The organism is Pseudorhodoplanes sp., from assembly GCF_050250235.1.
In the GTDB taxonomy this organism is placed as follows: domain Bacteria; phylum Pseudomonadota; class Alphaproteobacteria; order Rhizobiales; family Xanthobacteraceae; genus Pseudorhodoplanes.
The window spans coordinates 40,746-57,079 of record NZ_JBFWPA010000027.1 but is presented as its reverse complement, the minus strand read 5'-3'; the positions used below and the strand labels follow the sequence as shown (position 1 = coordinate 57,079).

Below are 16,334 nucleotides of genomic sequence, written 5' to 3'. Positions count from 1 at the left end.
ACTTCGGAAACCAGACGGCACTCGCAACTCAATAGCTCCATTGCCGCTTTTCGATTTGAAGTTCCTTCGCCGGTTCGCTTCTATCGCTGCAGGAACTTCAAATCGGCGGCACTGGGTCCCTCTGGGCGCGGCGCTTTATGCCGCGGCCAGCAGCAGTTCGGTGAGCCGGTCCGGCATGTCGATCATCGCATCGTGCCCGCATGGCATGTCGTGCACATTCCAGCCGCGGTCGGTACGCAGCCGCGCCGCGATGGCGTCGAAGCCGCCCGAATTGAAGCCCCTGGCGCGGATATAGGTCTTCTTCGCGATCTTCTCGCGCGCGCCGGTGAGCTTCAGCGGATCGCCATAGGTGCCGATCGGCTGCGGAGTGCATTTCCTGTCGACGAAGGCGCGGTCCTCTTCGTTGACGTTGAAATAGGCGGCGCTCGCCGGCGGAATGCCGAGATCGCCGCGCCTGATTGCGGCGTTGACATTGTCGCGCAGGCCCTGCCGCGACATACTCATGATGGTCGCACCATTCGGCGGCACGAACGCATCGAGGAAAACGATCGAGGCGAGCTGCGGCAGCACTTTTTCGGCAACGCCGGAGATGACCAGGCCGCCATAGGAGTGGCCGACGAGTACCACGCGCTGCAGATCTTCGAAGCGGATGATGTTGGCGATGTCGTCGATATGGGTGGTGACGGTCGGCCGCGTGCCGATCAGATGGGAGCGGTCGCCGAGCCCGGTGAGCGAGGGCGCATAGACCTTGTGGCCCTTGCGTTCGAGCCGGTCCGCGACTCGGCGCCAGCACCAGCCGCCACGCCAGGCGCCATGGACGAGCAGGAAGCTGCGTCTGTCGTTTTGGGAGATCGCGGGAGACGCCAGCGTGGAGGCGGTGACCGCCGTGCCGGCGATCAGCGAACGGCGGGTGAGGGAAGTGTGTGTGTCATGCATTGCTGCGTTCGCTCCATGCGATCAGCATACACAAACCGAAACGAACCGGCCCCACCCGGATCACAATGCCCGCATCCGCTGGATCGCCCAATAGGTGAGGGCGCCGGCCCCGGCCGCGAGCGCCAGCGCGTACCAGGTGCCGCCCGGAGTTTCCAGAAATGGCAGGTCCCTGGTGTTCATGCCGAAGAAGCCGGTGACCAGCGTCGGCGGCAGAATACCGGCGGTCAGAATTGACAATGTCAGCAGGCGCCGGTTGGTCAGTTCGGCCATGCGGCCCGCCAGCTCTTCCTGCAGCAGACGCGCCCGGTCGTGAATGGCCGACACCGAATGATCGAAATCGTCGATTTTCTGCGCCAGCGACTGAACCGGTGCGGCGAGCTCCGGCATGGGGCCGGTCACGCGCAATTCCAGCCGGTGAAACAGTCCCCGCATCTGCGTCAACTGGCGATGCACGCGCACGGAGTCGCTCCGCGCGCGGGCGATCAGCTGTGATTCATCGCCGCGCGGGCTGTGTGCGATGCGCTCCTCGACCAGATCGAGGTCGTCGCCGATGCGCTCCGCAAGCCTGCCGATGACGTCGGCGAAATGGTCGATGATGGCGTCGAGCAGCTCGATCGGCGCCGTAAACAGCGTGCCGGCCGTGATTGCGCGCCGCACATTCTCCACCGAGCGCAGCGGTATCCGTCGCATGGTGACAAGAAGCCGGCTGGTCATGGCGAAACGCAGCCGGGTCAGGTCCTCGGTCGGATGGTCGAACTCGAGATGCAGTTCGGGAATGACGCCGACGATCTCACGGCCATAGATTTCGATGCGCTGATGGTCCTCGTCACCGAGCATGATCTCCCGCACGATCTCGCTCAGCGGTGCATGCTGGTCGATCCAGTGACGGCAGCGGATGTCGGCGCGGGAAAGGTGCACCCAGACAAAACCCTCCGGGTTCTGCAGTGCCTCGTCGAGGTCTTGCGGCCGCAGGGCCCGTGCCTCTCCCTCGGAATCGAAATGGAAGGCAGAGATGATGCCGGCGGCCGGCGTGCTGTCGACCGGAGGCTGTGCGAGCCTGTTCATCCGAGCGCGATCCCGATTTGCGGGGTGATCGCGCGGGGCTAGATTCTCTGTGTGACAGTCTGACGACAGGATCTGGTCAGCCGCGCTGGCGCTTCCATTCCTTTTCCGGCTCCTTGGCCCCTGCGCGGCGAAGCGACTTGATCTGGAGCGGAATCTGGCCGGATTTTTCCGCAATTTCGCGATCCTGCCGTTCGATAACGTGACGGGCCGGGTCGTCGCCATCAAGGCCGCCCAGTTCCTCGGCGGGGACTCGGCGGTTCGAGCGCTGGCTGCCGTCCTCGTAGATTACGTCGAACAGCACAAATTCGGCCCGTTTGGTCGGCTTGCGCGCCATTTTTGTTCTCCTTTTCGTGCGCCTGAATGTTCCGAAGCACCCGTCCCGTCCTGTCGGCGGTGCTTCTCCGTCTCGGCTTGTGCAGATGGCCCGATACGGCGGACGCACGACTCGGGACGTTGCTTATATGCGCAATGAAACGAAGTGCCGCAACCGGGCCGGGGCCGGCTCATGCGAGCCATTCGGTCAGGTCATGGGCCCCGTCGTGCAGGTTGGGGCCCTATTCCGCCGCCGCAAGATCGGGGGAGTCGATGAAGCCGCCGGACTGGCGGCGCCAGAGCGAAGCATAGTGCCCGTCGGCCGCAAGCAATTCGTCATGCGTGCCCTGTTCGACGATGCGGCCCTTGTCGAGAATAACGAGGCGGTCCATGCGCGCGATGGTCGAGAGCCGGTGCGCGATCGCGATCACGGTCTTGCCCTTCATCAATTCGTCGAGGCTCGACTGGATTGCGGCCTCGACCTCGGAATCGAGCGCGGAGGTGGCCTCGTCGAGCACCAGAATCGGGGCGTTCTTCAGGATCACGCGGGCGATCGCGATGCGCTGGCGCTGGCCGCCGGACAGCTTCACGCCGCGCTCGCCGACCTGCGCGTCGTAGCCGTGGCGGTGGCGCCAGTCCTCCAGGCCAAGGATGAAATCGTGCGCCTGCGCGAGCTTCGCCGCTGCGACCACCTCGTCGTCGCGGGCCGAAGGACGGCCGTAGCGGATATTGTCGCGGATCGAGCGGTGCAGGAGAGAAGTGTCCTGCGTGACAACGGAAATCTGGGTGCGCAGCGATTCCTGCGTGACCTCCGCGATGTCCTGGCCGTCGATCAGGATGCGTCCGTTCTCCAGCTCGAAAAAGCGAAGCAGCAGGTTGACCAGCGTGGATTTGCCGGCGCCGGAGCGTCCGACCAGACCGATCTTCTCGCCCGGCTTGACGGATAGCGACAGGTCCTCGATCAGGCCTTTCTCGCTGCCATAGCCGAAACGGATATCCTGAAACGCGATGGCGCCGCGCGTGACATTCAGTTCTTTGGCATCCGGCTTGTCGGTCAGGCCGAGCGGGCGCGCGATTGCGCGCATCCCCTCCTGCACGACGCCGATATTCTCGAAAATGTCCGTGATCTGGTAGGCGACCCAGCCGGCCATGTTCACGATCTGCCAGGCGAGCGGCAGCGCCATCGCAACGGTGCCGACCTGCACCTTTCCCAGCGTCCACAGCCAGATCGACAATCCCGCGACCGATACCACCATTGCGGCATTCAGGGTTGCGAGCGTCAGCGTGAACAGCGTGTTGAGACGCAGGGAGGCGTGAAACAGTCCGGTATGCGTCTCGATCGAGTTGCGTACATAGGCGTCCTCCTCGCGCGAGCGGGCGAACAGCTTCAGCGTCAGGATATTGGTGTAGGTGTCGACGATGCGCCCGGTCATGATCGAGCGCGCCTCCGACACTTCGACCGAGCGGTCGCGCATGCGCGGCACGAAAATGCGCAGCAGCAACGCATAGCCTGCGAACCAGACCAGGATCGGCAAGGCGAGCCACGGATCGGCCGACGCCAGCAGCAGCATGGCGCTGGTGCCGTACACCAAAATGTACCAGACCGCCGTGATCATGGAGACCAGGCTCTGGCGGATCGCAGGGCCGGTCTGCATCACCTTGTTGGCGATGCGGCCGGCGAAGTCGTTCTGGAAGAACGCCCAGCTCTGCCGCACCACATGCCAGTGGCTCTGCCAGCGGATCAGATTGGTGACATTGGCGGCGATCGCCTGATTGGCGACGATGTTCTGCGCGGTGAGCGCGAGCGGTCGCAGCACGACCAGCACCAAAGCCATGCCGAGCAGGAGATGCCACCATTGTGCGAACAGCGTGCCGGGATCGTTGGCCGTCACCAGCGTCACAACGCGGCCGATAAAGACCGGGATCGTCACGTCAAGCAGGGCAACGATGAAGCCTGTCACGAACAGCGCCGCGAACAGCCCCTTCGCCTGGCGCGCGAAGTGCCAGTAGAACGCGGCAAGGGTCGGCGGCGGCTCCGGGTTGTCCGGCAGCACCGTCGGCTGCAGCGCTTTTTCAAACCACCCGAACATGAGGCGTCCAAATACAGCAAAGGCGGCGCCGCGGCGCCGCCTGGCTCGATCGCGATCTCATCGAATGCCGCTGGTTAGGCCGGCTTCATGTCGAGAGGATGGCGATTGCCCGCCGAAGGGCTCGCCAGCGTGGCCGCCGGGAGGTCGTTCAGCGCTTGCAGGACGTCTCGGGGGTCATGGCCGCGGGGTCGCCCGGGCCGGCAAGTACGCCGGTGAGCGATGACGTTTCGGCCGCGTCGTCCGACGTTGCGCCTGGGCGCAGGCGCCGCTGCAGATAGTAATTGGTCAGACCCACCATCAGCTTTTCACGGGCGTGCTCGGCGCAATTCCGGTCGATCACGGCGATCACCGGATTCACAGTCATCTCCTCGCCGTGCTCGGCTTCGCGTTCTGCAGCCGCATAACCGTCAGTTGTCGACTCCGAAACCGGACCGCGCAGGGCCGCCGATGTCGTCACGACGAGAGTGGCGAGAAGCATGCCCCCGGCGAGGACGCCGACCGGACCGACGGCCGGCTTTTCTGGCTTCTCGCTTGGGGGTTTGCGATCGCGGAACAGAGGCCGCGGCGGGAACAGCCAGAGGTAAGGAGGAGACGACTTCAGCAGCGAGATGAGTTTCATGGTCTTCGGCCCTGCGACAGCAGCGCTATACCGAAGCCACGGCTTAAGCTCGCTTAAGACGCAAGAGCGATCCGCGAGCAGGGTGACGCCGACGCTAATGCAATCGTTCAAATTGCGCGTGTCGTGATGACATGCGTGACGCGCGATCACTTGGCGCAAAAAAACGGCCGGCTTGCGCCGGCCGTGCAGAGCTACCCAAAAACAGTCAGACGATTCCTACCGGTGCTGGACCACGATCTTGGTGCCAACCGGCACGCGCGCATACAGATCCTCGATCTCGCTGTTCACCAGCCGGAAGCAACCCGACGATACCGCATGACCGATGGTCTCCGGCGCGTTGGTGCCGTGAACGCGATACACGGTTGTGCCGATGTAAAGCGCGCGCGCCCCCATCGGATTGCCGGGGCCGCCGGCCATGAAGCGCGGCAGATAGGGCTGGCGCTGGATCATCTCGGGCGGCGGGGTCCAGTCCGGCCATTCCGTCTTGCGCGAAATCTTGTGGATGCCGCCCCAGCGGAAGCCGTCGCGGCCGACACCGACGCCGTAACGGATCGCGCGATTGTCGCCCTGCACGAGATAGAGGAAACGGTCATGCGTGTTCACGATGATCGTGCCGGGCGCCTCATGCGTGCGGTAGAACACCGCCTGCTTCCGGAATTCATAGGGCAGCGAGAACCCCTCATTGCCGTCAGAGCCGGGATCGCGGTCGCGAATCGTCGGCGACGGGACCTGACCTGCTCCTTGGCCGATGACCGGCGCAGGCAGGGCGCATGCAACAACAACACCGGCACATGCCAGCAAACGCATCCAGTTCATGTCGGAAACCCGGCTCCCCGAATTAAATATTGACGTAACTCTGACCGAAATATGTGGCAAAATTCAATACAGATGGCGGTCAAGACGTCGGGAGCGGGGCCGGTTTGGTGTAATATTACCGTAAATGATACGGTACCGGCCGCGCCAGAACGCGGCCGGAATCTCAAAAAGCCGGCGGGCCGCTATTGCGGGCCGGGACCGGCGCCGACATAGCCCGAAATTTTCCAGCCGCCGGCGTCCTTGACGTAGCAAAGCTGGTCGTTTCCGAGCGCAGAAAGAACATCGGCCGAGATGTAGCCGACCTTGCCGGACGGGGTCACGACCCGGACCAGCGGCACCTCGTTCGGAGATGCGGGGGCGGCCTGCTTCGGATCCGGCATGATGCGGATCAGGACCGTGCCGAGTTTCTCGATCACCGGCGCATTGGCGCGCGGCGCGCTGCGGACCTCGACGCTGGTATCCAGCGGATAGACAAATTCGCCCGGATCGGCGCCGGTTGCCTTTGACACCTCTTCGAGCTGCTTTTCGTCAAGTTCCGGGTCAGCGGGCCCGCAGATCACGCCCTGCTTGCCGGGATATTCACCGGCGGTGGGATCCTGCGCGTAGCCCTGCAGCATATCCCAGCCCACCGGTTCCTTCCCTGCGAGTCCGATTGCGGCCGAGAGATTGTCGATCCCGGATTTTTTCTTGTCGGCCTGGTCGCCTTTCTCACCGTCCCAGAAGAAACCCTGCGCAACCACCAGCCTGGCAAGCCCGGCGCGGTCCTTTTTCGCGGCAACTTCGCCGAGTTGCTTGCGGAATGCTTCGAAACTCGGGTCTTTGAACGGGCCCGGCAGCTTGACGGCGATCGGGGTGTAAGGCCTTGCCGGAGCGGGCGGCGGCGGCCCCTTCTGCGCCGGCTGTTTCTGTTGGGCCTGCGCGCCGAACGGCGCTGCGATGAGGAGAGCTGCTGCAATGATGATCGCGTGGCGCATCTTGATTCTCCGAAAGGACGGTCGACTCTAGAGGTTTCGCCATGAAAATGCGACGGTCGTGCAACGCTGCGCTGAACATTTTCGCGGCAGGGCCGGGCAGCGCATATCGGCGGTGACCAGTGCTAGAATCAAATGTCGTTCACGCCAACGGTTGCCGCATGACATTCACATCTCCCCATCTCCTGCCGATCCTGCTGCTGCTCGGTTCCAACATTTTCATGACACTCGCGTGGTACGGTCATCTGCGGTTCAAGGAACAGCCGCTGCTGATCGTCATCTTCGTGGCCTGGGGTATTGCGTTCGTTGAATATTGCATGGCTGTCCCGGCCAACCGATGGGGCAGCGAAGTCTATACGACCGCGCAACTCAAGACGATCCAGGAGGTGATTACGCTGGTTGTGTTTGCCGCCTTCTCGGTGGTCTATCTGAAAGAGCCGTTTACCTGGAATTATGCGGTCGGCTTCGCGTTCATCGCGATCGGAGCGTTCTTCGTTTTCCAGAAATGGTGATCATTTCGCCGGGGTCAGCCGCAGGATTCGTCCTGCGGCGTTGTCGGTGACGAGATAAATCGCCCCGTCGGGCCCGGTGCGCACGTCGCGGATGCGTTCATTGAGCTGGCGCAGCATGCGCTCTTCGCGCACCACTTTCTCACCGTCGAGTTCGAGCCGCACCAGCGTCTGCGTCCGCAATCCGCCGATGAAGGCATTGCCCTTCCATTGCGGGAACATGTCGCCCGTATAGATCGTGAAACCGGACGGCGCGATCACCGGCGTCCATTGCCGGATCGGCTGCTCCATGCCGGCCTTGTGCGTGCCTTCGTGAATCTTGGCACCGCCGTAATTCACGCCATAGCCGATCACCGGCCAGCCGTAATTCCTGCCGCCTTCGGGAATGTTGATCTCGTCGCCGCCCTGCGGACCATGCTCGTGCATCCACAATTTCCCGGTCGACGGATGCAGCGTCGCGCCCTGACTGTTGCGGTGGCCGTAGCTCCAGATTTCCGGTCTGGCCCCGGCGCGCCCGACGAACGGATTGTCCTTCGGGACCGAGCCGTCGGGCGCGATCCGGATCACCTTGCCGAGATGGTTGTCGAGGGTCTGCGCGAGGTCGCGCGGACCGAAATGATCCCCGGTGGTGAGAAACAGGTTGCCGTCGCGCGCCTGCACGATTCGACAGCCATAATGCAGTCCCCGCGAGGGAGGGCCGTCCTGCCGGAAGATGCGCCGCATGTCGGTGAGCCGCGGTCTCTCGCCAGCTTCCAGCCTGGCACGCGCAAGTGCCGTCTGAGCGCCGCCGCCTTCGACCGGATCGGAATAGCAGAAATAGATCGTGCTGTTGTTCGCAAAGTCGCGGTCGACGATCACATCGAGCAGCCCGCCCTGATTCTGCGAAAGCACTTTCGGCACGCCGTCAATCGGGGCCGACAGCGTACCGTCGCGGGTCGCGAGCCGCATGCGGCCGGGGCGTTCCGTCACCAGCATGCGGCCGTCCGGGAGAAATGCGAGTGCCCAGGGATTTGCCAGGCCTGAAACGATCGTCTCGACGCGAATGTTGCCGAGGTCTGAGTTCAACACCTGCTGCGCCTGCGCCGGGAGCGCAGCACATGCGAACAGCAATGCGATCGTGAAAGCTTTCATGCCGACCACTCTTGAAAACCGACCCGCACCAACGTTAGGGGCGCGGATCGCGTTCCGAAAGAGCGCCGTGATGCCGCATGGCCCCGATCACGGCATTGCGATCCGCAAGAGATCAGGTCCTGCGGGTGATCGCGGCGGTGATTCCGCCCATGCCGGCAAGGAGCAGGCCCAGCAGAAGCGCGAGAGGAACAACGCCTTCGCGTCCCTGCGCGATCACCCTGAAGGTATCGGCGCGCGCGGTGCCAATCGCCACCGCGGTCACGGCGACCAGAATGCAGATCACAAGCACGGCGGTCATCAGCAGATGCGCCAGTGCGAGCTTGCGTTTCGTCAACGGCCGGGCGTTGCGATCGGGAGAATGGAATCCGATCCCGGCGATCCGATCCCGTGTCATGGCAATAGCTCCGAAAGAGCGAATCAGGCCCCTGGTGGCAATATCGTACGGGATGCAGGCTTCGCCCCGGCCGGAAAGCGGCGCAAGCCGTCAGCTCTGATGGCGATTTGATGACAATGCGTTAACGACACCTTAACCGTTAACGCACAGTTAACGGTGTCACTCTGCCGCGACTTTCAGCTGCTCCGGCCGATGATCCATGGCGACATGTTGCGGCTCGGCGGTGACGCGGGCGAACCAGTCGCGCAGGGCCGGGAACGGACGCAGGTCGAAATCGCATTCCTCGGCGAGATGGGTGTACGAATAGAGCGCGACATCGGCCACCGAATAGCGGTCGCCCGTGACGAAACGATTTCGCGACATGTGCTTGTCGAGCAGGTTGAGCGAACGCTGCCCTTCTTCCATCCAGTCGTCGAGCGAGTGCTGCTGCAGTTCACGTCCGCCCTTGACCAGGCACAGCCAGAAATAGGCGGCGCCGATACTCGGCACGACCGCGTGCTGCTCGAAGAACATCCATTGCAGCACGCGGGCGCGTTCGAGCGCAGTCTTGCCATCGAGGTGGGAATCTTCCGCCAGGAACCACAGGATGGCATTCGACTCGGCGAGATAGCGGCCGGGCTCGATCTCGAGCAGCGGAATCTGACCGTTCGGATTCTTGGCGAGGAAATCGGGTGTGTGGGTTTCGCCCTTGAGGATGTCGACTTCGACCAGCGCATGCGGAATCGCAAGCTGCGCCAGCGCAAGGCGCACCTTGTAGCAATTTCCCGAGCGCTGCATCGAGTAGAGCGTATACATGCGCAAAGCGCTCCACGAAAAATGTTGGTCGAGTGTTCAGGCCATCGTAGCATGACGCGCGAGACACAAGAAGAAAAGCTCGGCCTTTGCAAGGCGGCCAGGCGGCACCTCATCATAAAGTGACGTTCATTGCGTGACGGTGCGTTGCAGCGAAATAAATGTTTCGTGTTTTCTGCATTCGCTTCAATGTGAGGATGGCGCGTTGCAATCGGTCATCCGGCGTACCGGAACGAGGGCGTTGTGGGCCAGACCATCACCCGCCGTCATCCATTCATCACCGAATGTCGCTTGCAGCGCAGCAAAATGGGCATTACCAAGCCACCGCAATCCTTGGAATCGCATCTGCAAGCCAAGTCCGGAGACCCGTCCCAATGGCCTTCCTCGCCGACGCGCTCGCCCGCATCAAGCCGTCCGCCACCATCGCGGTGACCGACAAGGCGCGGGCGCTCAAGGCCGCCGGCCGCGACGTGATCGGGCTGGGTGCCGGCGAACCGGATTTCGACACGCCGGCCAACATCAAGGCCGCCGGCATCAAGGCGATCGAGAGCGGCAAGGCGGCCAAATACACCGCCGTCGACGGCATCCCGGAGCTGAAGGCTGCGATCTGCGCCAAGTTCAAGAAGGAGAACGGGCTCGACTACAAGCCCTCGCAGATCATCGTCGGCACCGGCGGCAAGCAGGTGCTGTTCAACGCGCTGATGGCCACCATCAATCCGGGCGACGAAGTGGTTATCCCGGCGCCGTATTGGGTCAGCTACCCGGAGATCGTGGCGCTGCTCGGCGGAACGCCGGTCCCGGTCGTGACCACGATGGCAACCGGCTTCAAGCTCACGGCGGAGCAGCTCGAAAAGGCGATCACGCCAAAGACCAAGTGGCTGATCTTCAACTCGCCGTCGAACCCGACGGGTGCTGCCTATACCCGCGACGAGATCAAGGCGCTGACCGACGTGCTGATGAAGCATCCGCAGGTCTGGGTGCTGACCGACGACATGTACGAGCACCTCGTCTATGACGACTTCAGGTTCACGACGCCGGCGCAGGTCGAGCCGCGGCTCTATGAGCGCACGCTGACGCTGAACGGCGTCTCCAAGGCGTATTGCATGACCGGCTGGCGCATCGGTTATTCCGGCGCGCCCGAGCATCTGACCAAGGCGATGGCGATGCTGCAGTCGCAATCGACCTCGAACCCGTCGGCGGTGGCGCAATGGGCCGCGGTCGAGGCGCTGACCGGTCCGCAGGACTTCATCGCCAAGCACAACGCGATCTTCAAGGAACGCCGTGACCTGATCGTGTCGATGCTCAACCAGGCCAACGGCATCCAGTGCCCGAAGCCCGAAGGCGCGTTCTACGTCTATCCGTCCTGCGCGGGGACCATGGGCAAGACCGCGCCTTCGGGAAAGACGCTCGCGACCGACGAGGATTTCGTGACCGAATTGCTGGAGACCGAAGGGGTGGCGGTGGTTCATGGCTCGGCCTTCGGCGCGGGACCGGCCTTTCGGATTTCCTACGCGACCAAGACCGAAGACCTCGAAGAGGCCGGCAAGCGCATCCAGCGCTTTTGCGGGAACCTGAAGTGACTGCAGCGAACGGGTGCCCCCGCAGCCGGCCCGGGGTTTCCTGCGTCGCATTGTCCGAAAATTGGCGGAAAGGTGTTGTCGCCTTTGATACGGAAGCCGGCTAATTTCCGCCCGACTTCCGGCGCCTGATCGCCGCCTGCCGTCCATCATTCTGCAAGCAAAGGGAAACGCCCATGTTCCGTTCCGCGCTCATTGCTGCGTTGCTGTTGATCACCGCCCAGGCGACGCCGGCGTCCGCGCAGCAAGTTCAGGCCGGCGTTCTGGAATGCCGAGGCGGAGGTTCGATCGGCTTCGTGATCGGCTCGGTCACCGAACTGAGCTGCGTCTATAGGCCCGACTTCGGTCCGCGTCAGCCATACCGCGCGGTTCTGCGGCGGGCCGGCGTCGATCTGGGCGCGACCGCAGTGTCTGGTCTCGTCTGGGGCGTGTTTGCCCCGACCCAGCAGATCGGGCTCGGCGACCTCTCGGGCAATTACGGCGGCGTGACTGCCGGCGCCGCAGTCGGCGTCGGGCTCGGCGCCAACGTGCTCTATGGCGGCTCCAACAATTCCTTCGCGCTGCAACCCCTGAGCGTTGAAGGTCAGGTCGGGCTGAACATCTTCGGCGGCATTGCCGGGCTGGAACTTCGCTTCGCTCCGTAAGCAAAAAAACTCGGCTTATTCCCGCGAAAGCGGGAATCCAGAGAGCCAAGAATGAGCTGGTCCCCGCTTCCGCAGGGACGAGCGGTTATGATCGGAACACGATGCGCCCATCGACACCGGTGCGCACCGTCTTGATCTTTTCCAGATACTCGATGACGGCATTGGTCATCAGCGGGCCGTCGTGGCCCGGAACGATCTCGCGTACGTTGTTGAACATCTCGTAGCCGTCGCCGCCGCGCGACATGAAGTCGTTGGTCGCGATCCGGTAGATTCTGGTGTCGTCGAGCGGCTTGCCGCCGACTTCGGCCGACAGGACGCGCTGACCGACCGGCCGTGACGGATCGACCACGACCTTCATTCCTGAAATCTGCGGGAAACGGCCGGCGGCGCGCGGCAGCAGGCTGAATCCATTTTCGAGCGCGGTGCGGACCGACTTGCCCGACACGTCCAGCACCGAGATGTGATTGTTGAACGGCAGTTCCGCCATGACGTCGCGCCGGGTGATGGTCGAACCCGCCGGATAGAGGCGGCCGCCGCGGATGCCGCCGCCGTTGGTGATGGCGATTTCGGCGTCCGCCTCCGCTCTCATCGCATCGGCGATCAGGTTGCCGATCGCCGCTTCCCGGGTGCGGACCGTAGCGTTGCGGCTGTCGAGTTCGACCGCCGTGGTAGCGATTGGGATATCGAGCGCACTCGACAGCTTCTTCTCGTAGGCGTCGACGACTGCGAGCACCTCGGGATCCGGCGCCACGTTGCGGGTATCGATGATGCGAAATTCCGGTTGCCATATCACCTCGCGGCGTCCGTCATTGGTGCGCGTTGTGAAGGTGACATCGATGCAGGTGACGAAGTGGGCGTCATAGCTCGACTCGATTGCGGCGGTGCGACCGTCATAATTGAGCCAGAGATCGTGATCGTGTCCGCTCAGGATGATGTCGGCCGCCTGCCGGCGGTACATCGCCTCGTCCTTGGCGCGGTCGGTATGAACGCAGGCCACCACGATATCGGCACCCTCCTTGCGCAAGGCGGCGGCCTGCTGCTCGATGGTATCGACCGCCCGGGGAAACTTGAGGTCGCCCGGGCTCGACAGAATGACGGCCTCCTCGTCGGTCGCGGCCGCGATCCCGACGCGGATTCCGTCGATCGTGAGGATGGCGCGCTCCCGCATCCCGGCCGCGAGCGTGCCGTCAGGATTGAGGATGTTCGCGCAGTAGATCGGGAATTTCGCCTCCGCCATCCGCTTGAAGAAAATCTCCTTGCCGAAATCGAACTCATGATTGCCCGGAACGAACACGTCGGGCGCGATCATGTTGGTCAGCACCATGATGTGTTCGCCCTCGTCGATGCCGGACATCAGGGAGGGTGACAGCGTGTCGCCGGCATGCACGAAAATCACCGGCCCCCTGGCGCGCTCGGCCTTCACCACGGCAGCGAGTTTCGCGAACCCGCCCCGCGCCGTGCCGTCCGGGGCCGGCTCGGCGCTCATCTGGTAGATGTCGTTGACCAGCACGAATGTCAGCCGCGAGCGGCTGGTCTGGGCTGGCGAAAGGCGTGGAAGGCTTGCAATCAGCGCGATGGCGGACGATCCAAGCAGCAGCAGGCGGCGGGTGATGGTCATTTTCATGATTGATTTCCGGCAGGCAGGTGTGGCTTAGCATGGCGCCATGAACGACGCATCGCCAGACGCAGTCGCGAGGGGGTACCGTCCTGCCGGCCATCCGCCGGTCAAATCCGGGAAAATCGGTGTGCTGATCGCCAATCTCGGCACCCCCGACGCGACCGATTATTGGTCGATGCGGCGCTATCTGAAGGAATTCCTGTCCGACAAGCGGGTCATCGAGGAAAACTCGCTGACCTGGAAGCTGGTTTTCAACCTGATCATCCTGACGCGGCGGCCGGCCACCAAGGGCCACGATTACGACTCCATCTGGAATCGGGAGAAAAACGAGTCACCGCTGAAGACCATCACCCGCTCGCAGGCCCAGAAACTCGCCGCCTCGCTCGCACCGGTCGACGCGCGCATCCAGGTCGAGTGGGGCATGCGCTACGGCAATCCGTCGGTCGGCTCCGCGATCGATGCGCTGATGGCGAAGGGCTGCGACCGCATTCTGTATCTGCCGCTCTATCCGCAATATGCGGCCGCGACCACCGCGACCGCCTGCGACGCAGCATTCAAGCATCTGATGACGATGCGCTGGCAGCCGACGCTGCGGGTCGCGCCGCCCTATCATGACGAGCCGGCCTATATCGAGGCGCTGGCATCTTCGCTGCGCGAGGAACTGGCGAAGCTTGCCTTCAAGCCCGACGTGATCCTCGCCTCCTTCCACGGCATCCCGCAGGATTATTTCGACAAGGGCGATCCCTATTATTGTCACTGCGCCAAGACCACGCGGCTGCTGCGCGATGCGCTCGGATATTCGGAAGAGCAGTTGCGAATGACGTTCCAGTCGCGCTTCGGCACGGCGGAATGGATCAAGCCCTATACCGACAAGACCGTCGAAGCATTGGCACAGAGCGGGGTGAAGAATCTCGCGATCATCACGCCGGGCTTTTCCGCCGACTGCCTCGAAACGCTGGAAGAGATCGCGGTAGAGAACGGCGACATCTTCAAGGCGCATGGGGGGACGAATTTCGCGGCGATCCCCTGCCTGAACGACAGCGAACCGGGCATGTCCGTGATCCGCGCCGTGGTGCTGCGCGAGCTGCAGGGCTGGGTGTCCTAACCCCCCGTTAACCATATGCGTTTTAACTCCGTTAACCATTTCCGCCGGCTGCGAAGCCGGCCGCTCTCATTTGCGCGGGCTCGAAAGGCCGGCGAAATGCGGGCGCGGCAGGAGTCGACGCGTGGCGCGCAGCCTCGTCCCGATCACGGTGCTCTTGATCGCAGCGCTCGTCGCGGCCGGCCAGGGCTTCGCGCAGCAACAGCCGCAGCGGCCGAGCGAGCCGCGCGATCCTTCGACGCCGACCCTGTTCGATCCGCATTTCGATTCCGGCCGTACCCAGCAATTCCGCAGGCCGGGTCAGCCGGCGCGGGCGGTGCCGGTGACCATGCCGACCTCCGGGGCCGGTGAGACCGGCTTCGACGCAACCAATGCGCGGGTGAACCGCAAGAGAAAGGACGCGGCGCAGAAGCGCGCCCGCGCCGATGCGGAGAATCTTCCCCCGATTGCGGCGACGGGACCCGACCGCACGGTCGCGCCGGTGTTTCAGCGGCAGGAAAGCCGCGCCGCGCAGCGGCGGCGCGCCACCAACTCGGCTCCGATCCCCCTTGATGCAACCGGCGTGGTCGCGGCGCGCCCGATCCGCAAGCGGGTGGCCGAAGAGGATCCGTTCGGCCCGGTCGGCTTCTACCGCGGGTCGTTCCTTTACAAGCCCGCTCTGGAATTCTCGGGCGGCTATAACAGCAATCCCGGACAGCGCCTGAACGGCAAGGGTTCTAGTTTCGAGAAGATCGGGTCCGAACTCAGCGTCAAGTCGGACTGGTCGCGGCACGAATTGTCCGCCGACCTGCGGGGCAGCTACATCTGGTACAACGACAACGACCTCACCAATCTGAGCAAGCCCGATATCGACCTGAAGACCAGGGCGCGGCTCGATCTCACCAAGCAGACCCAGGCCGAGCTCGAAGGCAAATTCGCGCTGCGCGCGGACAATCCCGGCGATCCCAACCTGCCGACCGACGTGTCGACACCGCCGATGTATATCGTCCCCGGCGGTTCGGCCGCCATCACGCACCGTCTCAACCGCCTCGAATTGTCACTCAAGGGCAGCATCGAACGGACGGCCTATGGCGATGCGGTCCTCAACAACGGCGACCTGCTCGACCTGCGTGATCGCAACTATAATCAGTATACGCTGCGGACTCGCGCCGCCTATGAAACGCTGCCCGGCATCAAGCCGTTCGTCGAATACGGCAGTGACCAGCGCCGGCATGATCGACAGAACGATGCCGCCGGCATCGCACGCGATTCCAACGGCCGCATGATCAAGGCCGGCACGCAGTTCGAACTGACCGGCTATCTGATTGGCGAAGCCTCGATCGGTCTGTTCGAGCGCGAATACAAGGACCCGATCTTCCCGAATATCCAGGGGCCGCTGTTCGATGCTTCGCTGACCTATTATCCGTCGCCGCTGACCACGCTGAAACTCGAAATGAAGACCACCGTGGATGAATCCATCCTGCCGGGCGTCGCCGGTTCGCTGCGTCACGACTACGGCCTGCAGATAGACCACGCCTTCCGCCGCTGGCTGATCGGCACGGTTACGCTCGGCTATGGCAACGACGATTACGAGGGTTCGGACCGCCTGGACAACCGCTACATCGTGGCCGGCGCGCTGCTCTTCAAGATGTCGCGCGAAATCCACTTCAAGGCGGAAGCGCGGCGCGAATGGCTGAAGTCCACCTTCGAGGGCCAGGACTACACGTCGAATATCTTCACAGTCGGACTGCGACTGCAGCGGTAATCCTGGGACGTCCT

General features: G+C 63.4%; 16 protein-coding genes. 5 read left to right on the top strand and 11 right to left on the bottom strand.

The features are described from left to right. Nucleotides 1–135: 135 nt before the first annotated feature. The 7 genes from AB7F49_RS14325 to AB7F49_RS14295 form a co-directional block, all read right to left on the bottom strand. Nucleotides 136–936 carry an alpha/beta fold hydrolase gene (locus AB7F49_RS14325; RefSeq protein WP_428523411.1) on the bottom strand — a complete coding sequence of 267 codons (801 nt, stop codon included), beginning with the start codon at nt 934–936 and terminating at the stop codon, nt 136–138. Between the two features lie 60 nt (nt 937–996). Beyond that, nucleotides 997–2,001 carry a CorA family divalent cation transporter gene (locus AB7F49_RS14320; protein WP_428523409.1) on the bottom strand — a complete coding sequence of 335 codons (1,005 nt, stop codon included), beginning with the start codon at nt 1,999–2,001 and terminating at the stop codon, nt 997–999. Between the two features lie 76 nt (nt 2,002–2,077). Then, nucleotides 2,078–2,335, bottom strand: coding sequence for a hypothetical protein (locus AB7F49_RS14315; protein ID WP_428523407.1), 258 nt, complete (start codon nt 2,333–2,335; stop codon nt 2,078–2,080). 220 nt (nt 2,336–2,555) lie between these two features. Then, nucleotides 2,556–4,403, bottom strand: a complete 1,848-nt coding sequence (locus tag AB7F49_RS14310) for an ABC transporter ATP-binding protein (protein ID WP_428523405.1) — start codon at nt 4,401–4,403, stop codon at nt 2,556–2,558. A gap of 148 nt (nt 4,404–4,551) precedes the next feature. Further along, nucleotides 4,552–5,022, bottom strand: coding sequence for a hypothetical protein (locus AB7F49_RS14305; RefSeq protein WP_428523403.1), 471 nt, complete (start codon nt 5,020–5,022; stop codon nt 4,552–4,554). Nucleotides 5,023–5,238: 216 nt separating this feature from the next. Beyond that, nucleotides 5,239–5,838 (bottom strand): L,D-transpeptidase, encoded by a 600-nt coding sequence (locus AB7F49_RS14300; RefSeq protein WP_428523401.1) that lies wholly within the window; start codon nt 5,836–5,838, stop codon nt 5,239–5,241. 182 nt (nt 5,839–6,020) lie between these two features. Next, a complete protein-coding gene (locus AB7F49_RS14295; protein ID WP_428523400.1) occupies nt 6,021–6,812 on the bottom strand; it encodes a hypothetical protein in 792 nt (263 codons plus the stop codon). Nucleotides 6,813–6,970: 158 nt separating this feature from the next. Here AB7F49_RS14295 and AB7F49_RS14290 point away from each other — a divergent pair, with 158 nt between their 5' ends. Further along, complete coding sequence (locus AB7F49_RS14290) at nt 6,971–7,321, top strand: DMT family protein (RefSeq protein ID WP_428523398.1); 351 nt, start codon at nt 6,971–6,973, stop codon at nt 7,319–7,321. Here the strand turns inward: AB7F49_RS14290 and AB7F49_RS14285 are convergent, their stop codons facing one another. From AB7F49_RS14285 to AB7F49_RS14275, 3 genes are all read right to left on the bottom strand, one after another. Beyond that, on the bottom strand, nt 7,322–8,449 hold the full coding sequence (locus tag AB7F49_RS14285) for a PQQ-dependent sugar dehydrogenase (protein ID WP_428523396.1): 1,128 nt from the start codon (nt 8,447–8,449) through the stop codon (nt 7,322–7,324). 112 nt (nt 8,450–8,561) lie between these two features. Further along, nucleotides 8,562–8,843 carry a hypothetical protein gene (locus tag AB7F49_RS14280; protein WP_428523394.1) on the bottom strand — a complete coding sequence of 94 codons (282 nt, stop codon included), beginning with the start codon at nt 8,841–8,843 and terminating at the stop codon, nt 8,562–8,564. A gap of 159 nt (nt 8,844–9,002) precedes the next feature. After that, nucleotides 9,003–9,638, bottom strand: a complete 636-nt coding sequence (locus AB7F49_RS14275; protein ID WP_428523392.1) for a glutathione S-transferase family protein — start codon at nt 9,636–9,638, stop codon at nt 9,003–9,005. 371 nt (nt 9,639–10,009) lie between these two features. Here AB7F49_RS14275 and AB7F49_RS14270 point away from each other — a divergent pair, with 371 nt between their 5' ends. Both AB7F49_RS14270 and AB7F49_RS14265 read left to right on the top strand, forming a co-directional pair. Beyond that, nucleotides 10,010–11,215, top strand: a complete 1,206-nt coding sequence (locus AB7F49_RS14270) for a pyridoxal phosphate-dependent aminotransferase (RefSeq protein WP_428523390.1) — start codon at nt 10,010–10,012, stop codon at nt 11,213–11,215. 173 nt (nt 11,216–11,388) lie between these two features. Further along, a complete protein-coding gene (locus AB7F49_RS14265; protein WP_428523388.1) occupies nt 11,389–11,856 on the top strand; it encodes a DUF992 domain-containing protein in 468 nt (155 codons plus the stop codon). Nucleotides 11,857–11,941: 85 nt separating this feature from the next. Here AB7F49_RS14265 and AB7F49_RS14260 read toward each other — a convergent pair whose 3' ends face one another. Next, entirely contained in the window at nt 11,942–13,480 is a 1,539-nt protein-coding gene (locus AB7F49_RS14260) for a bifunctional metallophosphatase/5'-nucleotidase (protein ID WP_428523386.1), read from the bottom strand. Between the two features lie 40 nt (nt 13,481–13,520). Between AB7F49_RS14260 and hemH the strand changes: the two genes are divergently transcribed. Together hemH and AB7F49_RS14250 are read left to right on the top strand one after the other, a co-directional pair. Beyond that, nucleotides 13,521–14,579 carry a ferrochelatase gene (gene hemH / locus AB7F49_RS14255; RefSeq protein WP_428523384.1) on the top strand — a complete coding sequence of 353 codons (1,059 nt, stop codon included), beginning with the start codon at nt 13,521–13,523 and terminating at the stop codon, nt 14,577–14,579. 121 nt (nt 14,580–14,700) lie between these two features. Next, the gene (locus AB7F49_RS14250) at nt 14,701–16,320 is read left to right on the top strand and encodes an outer membrane beta-barrel protein (protein ID WP_428523382.1); all 1,620 of its coding nucleotides are present in this window, start codon (nt 14,701–14,703) and stop codon (nt 16,318–16,320) included. Nucleotides 16,321–16,334: the final 14 nt, after the last annotated feature.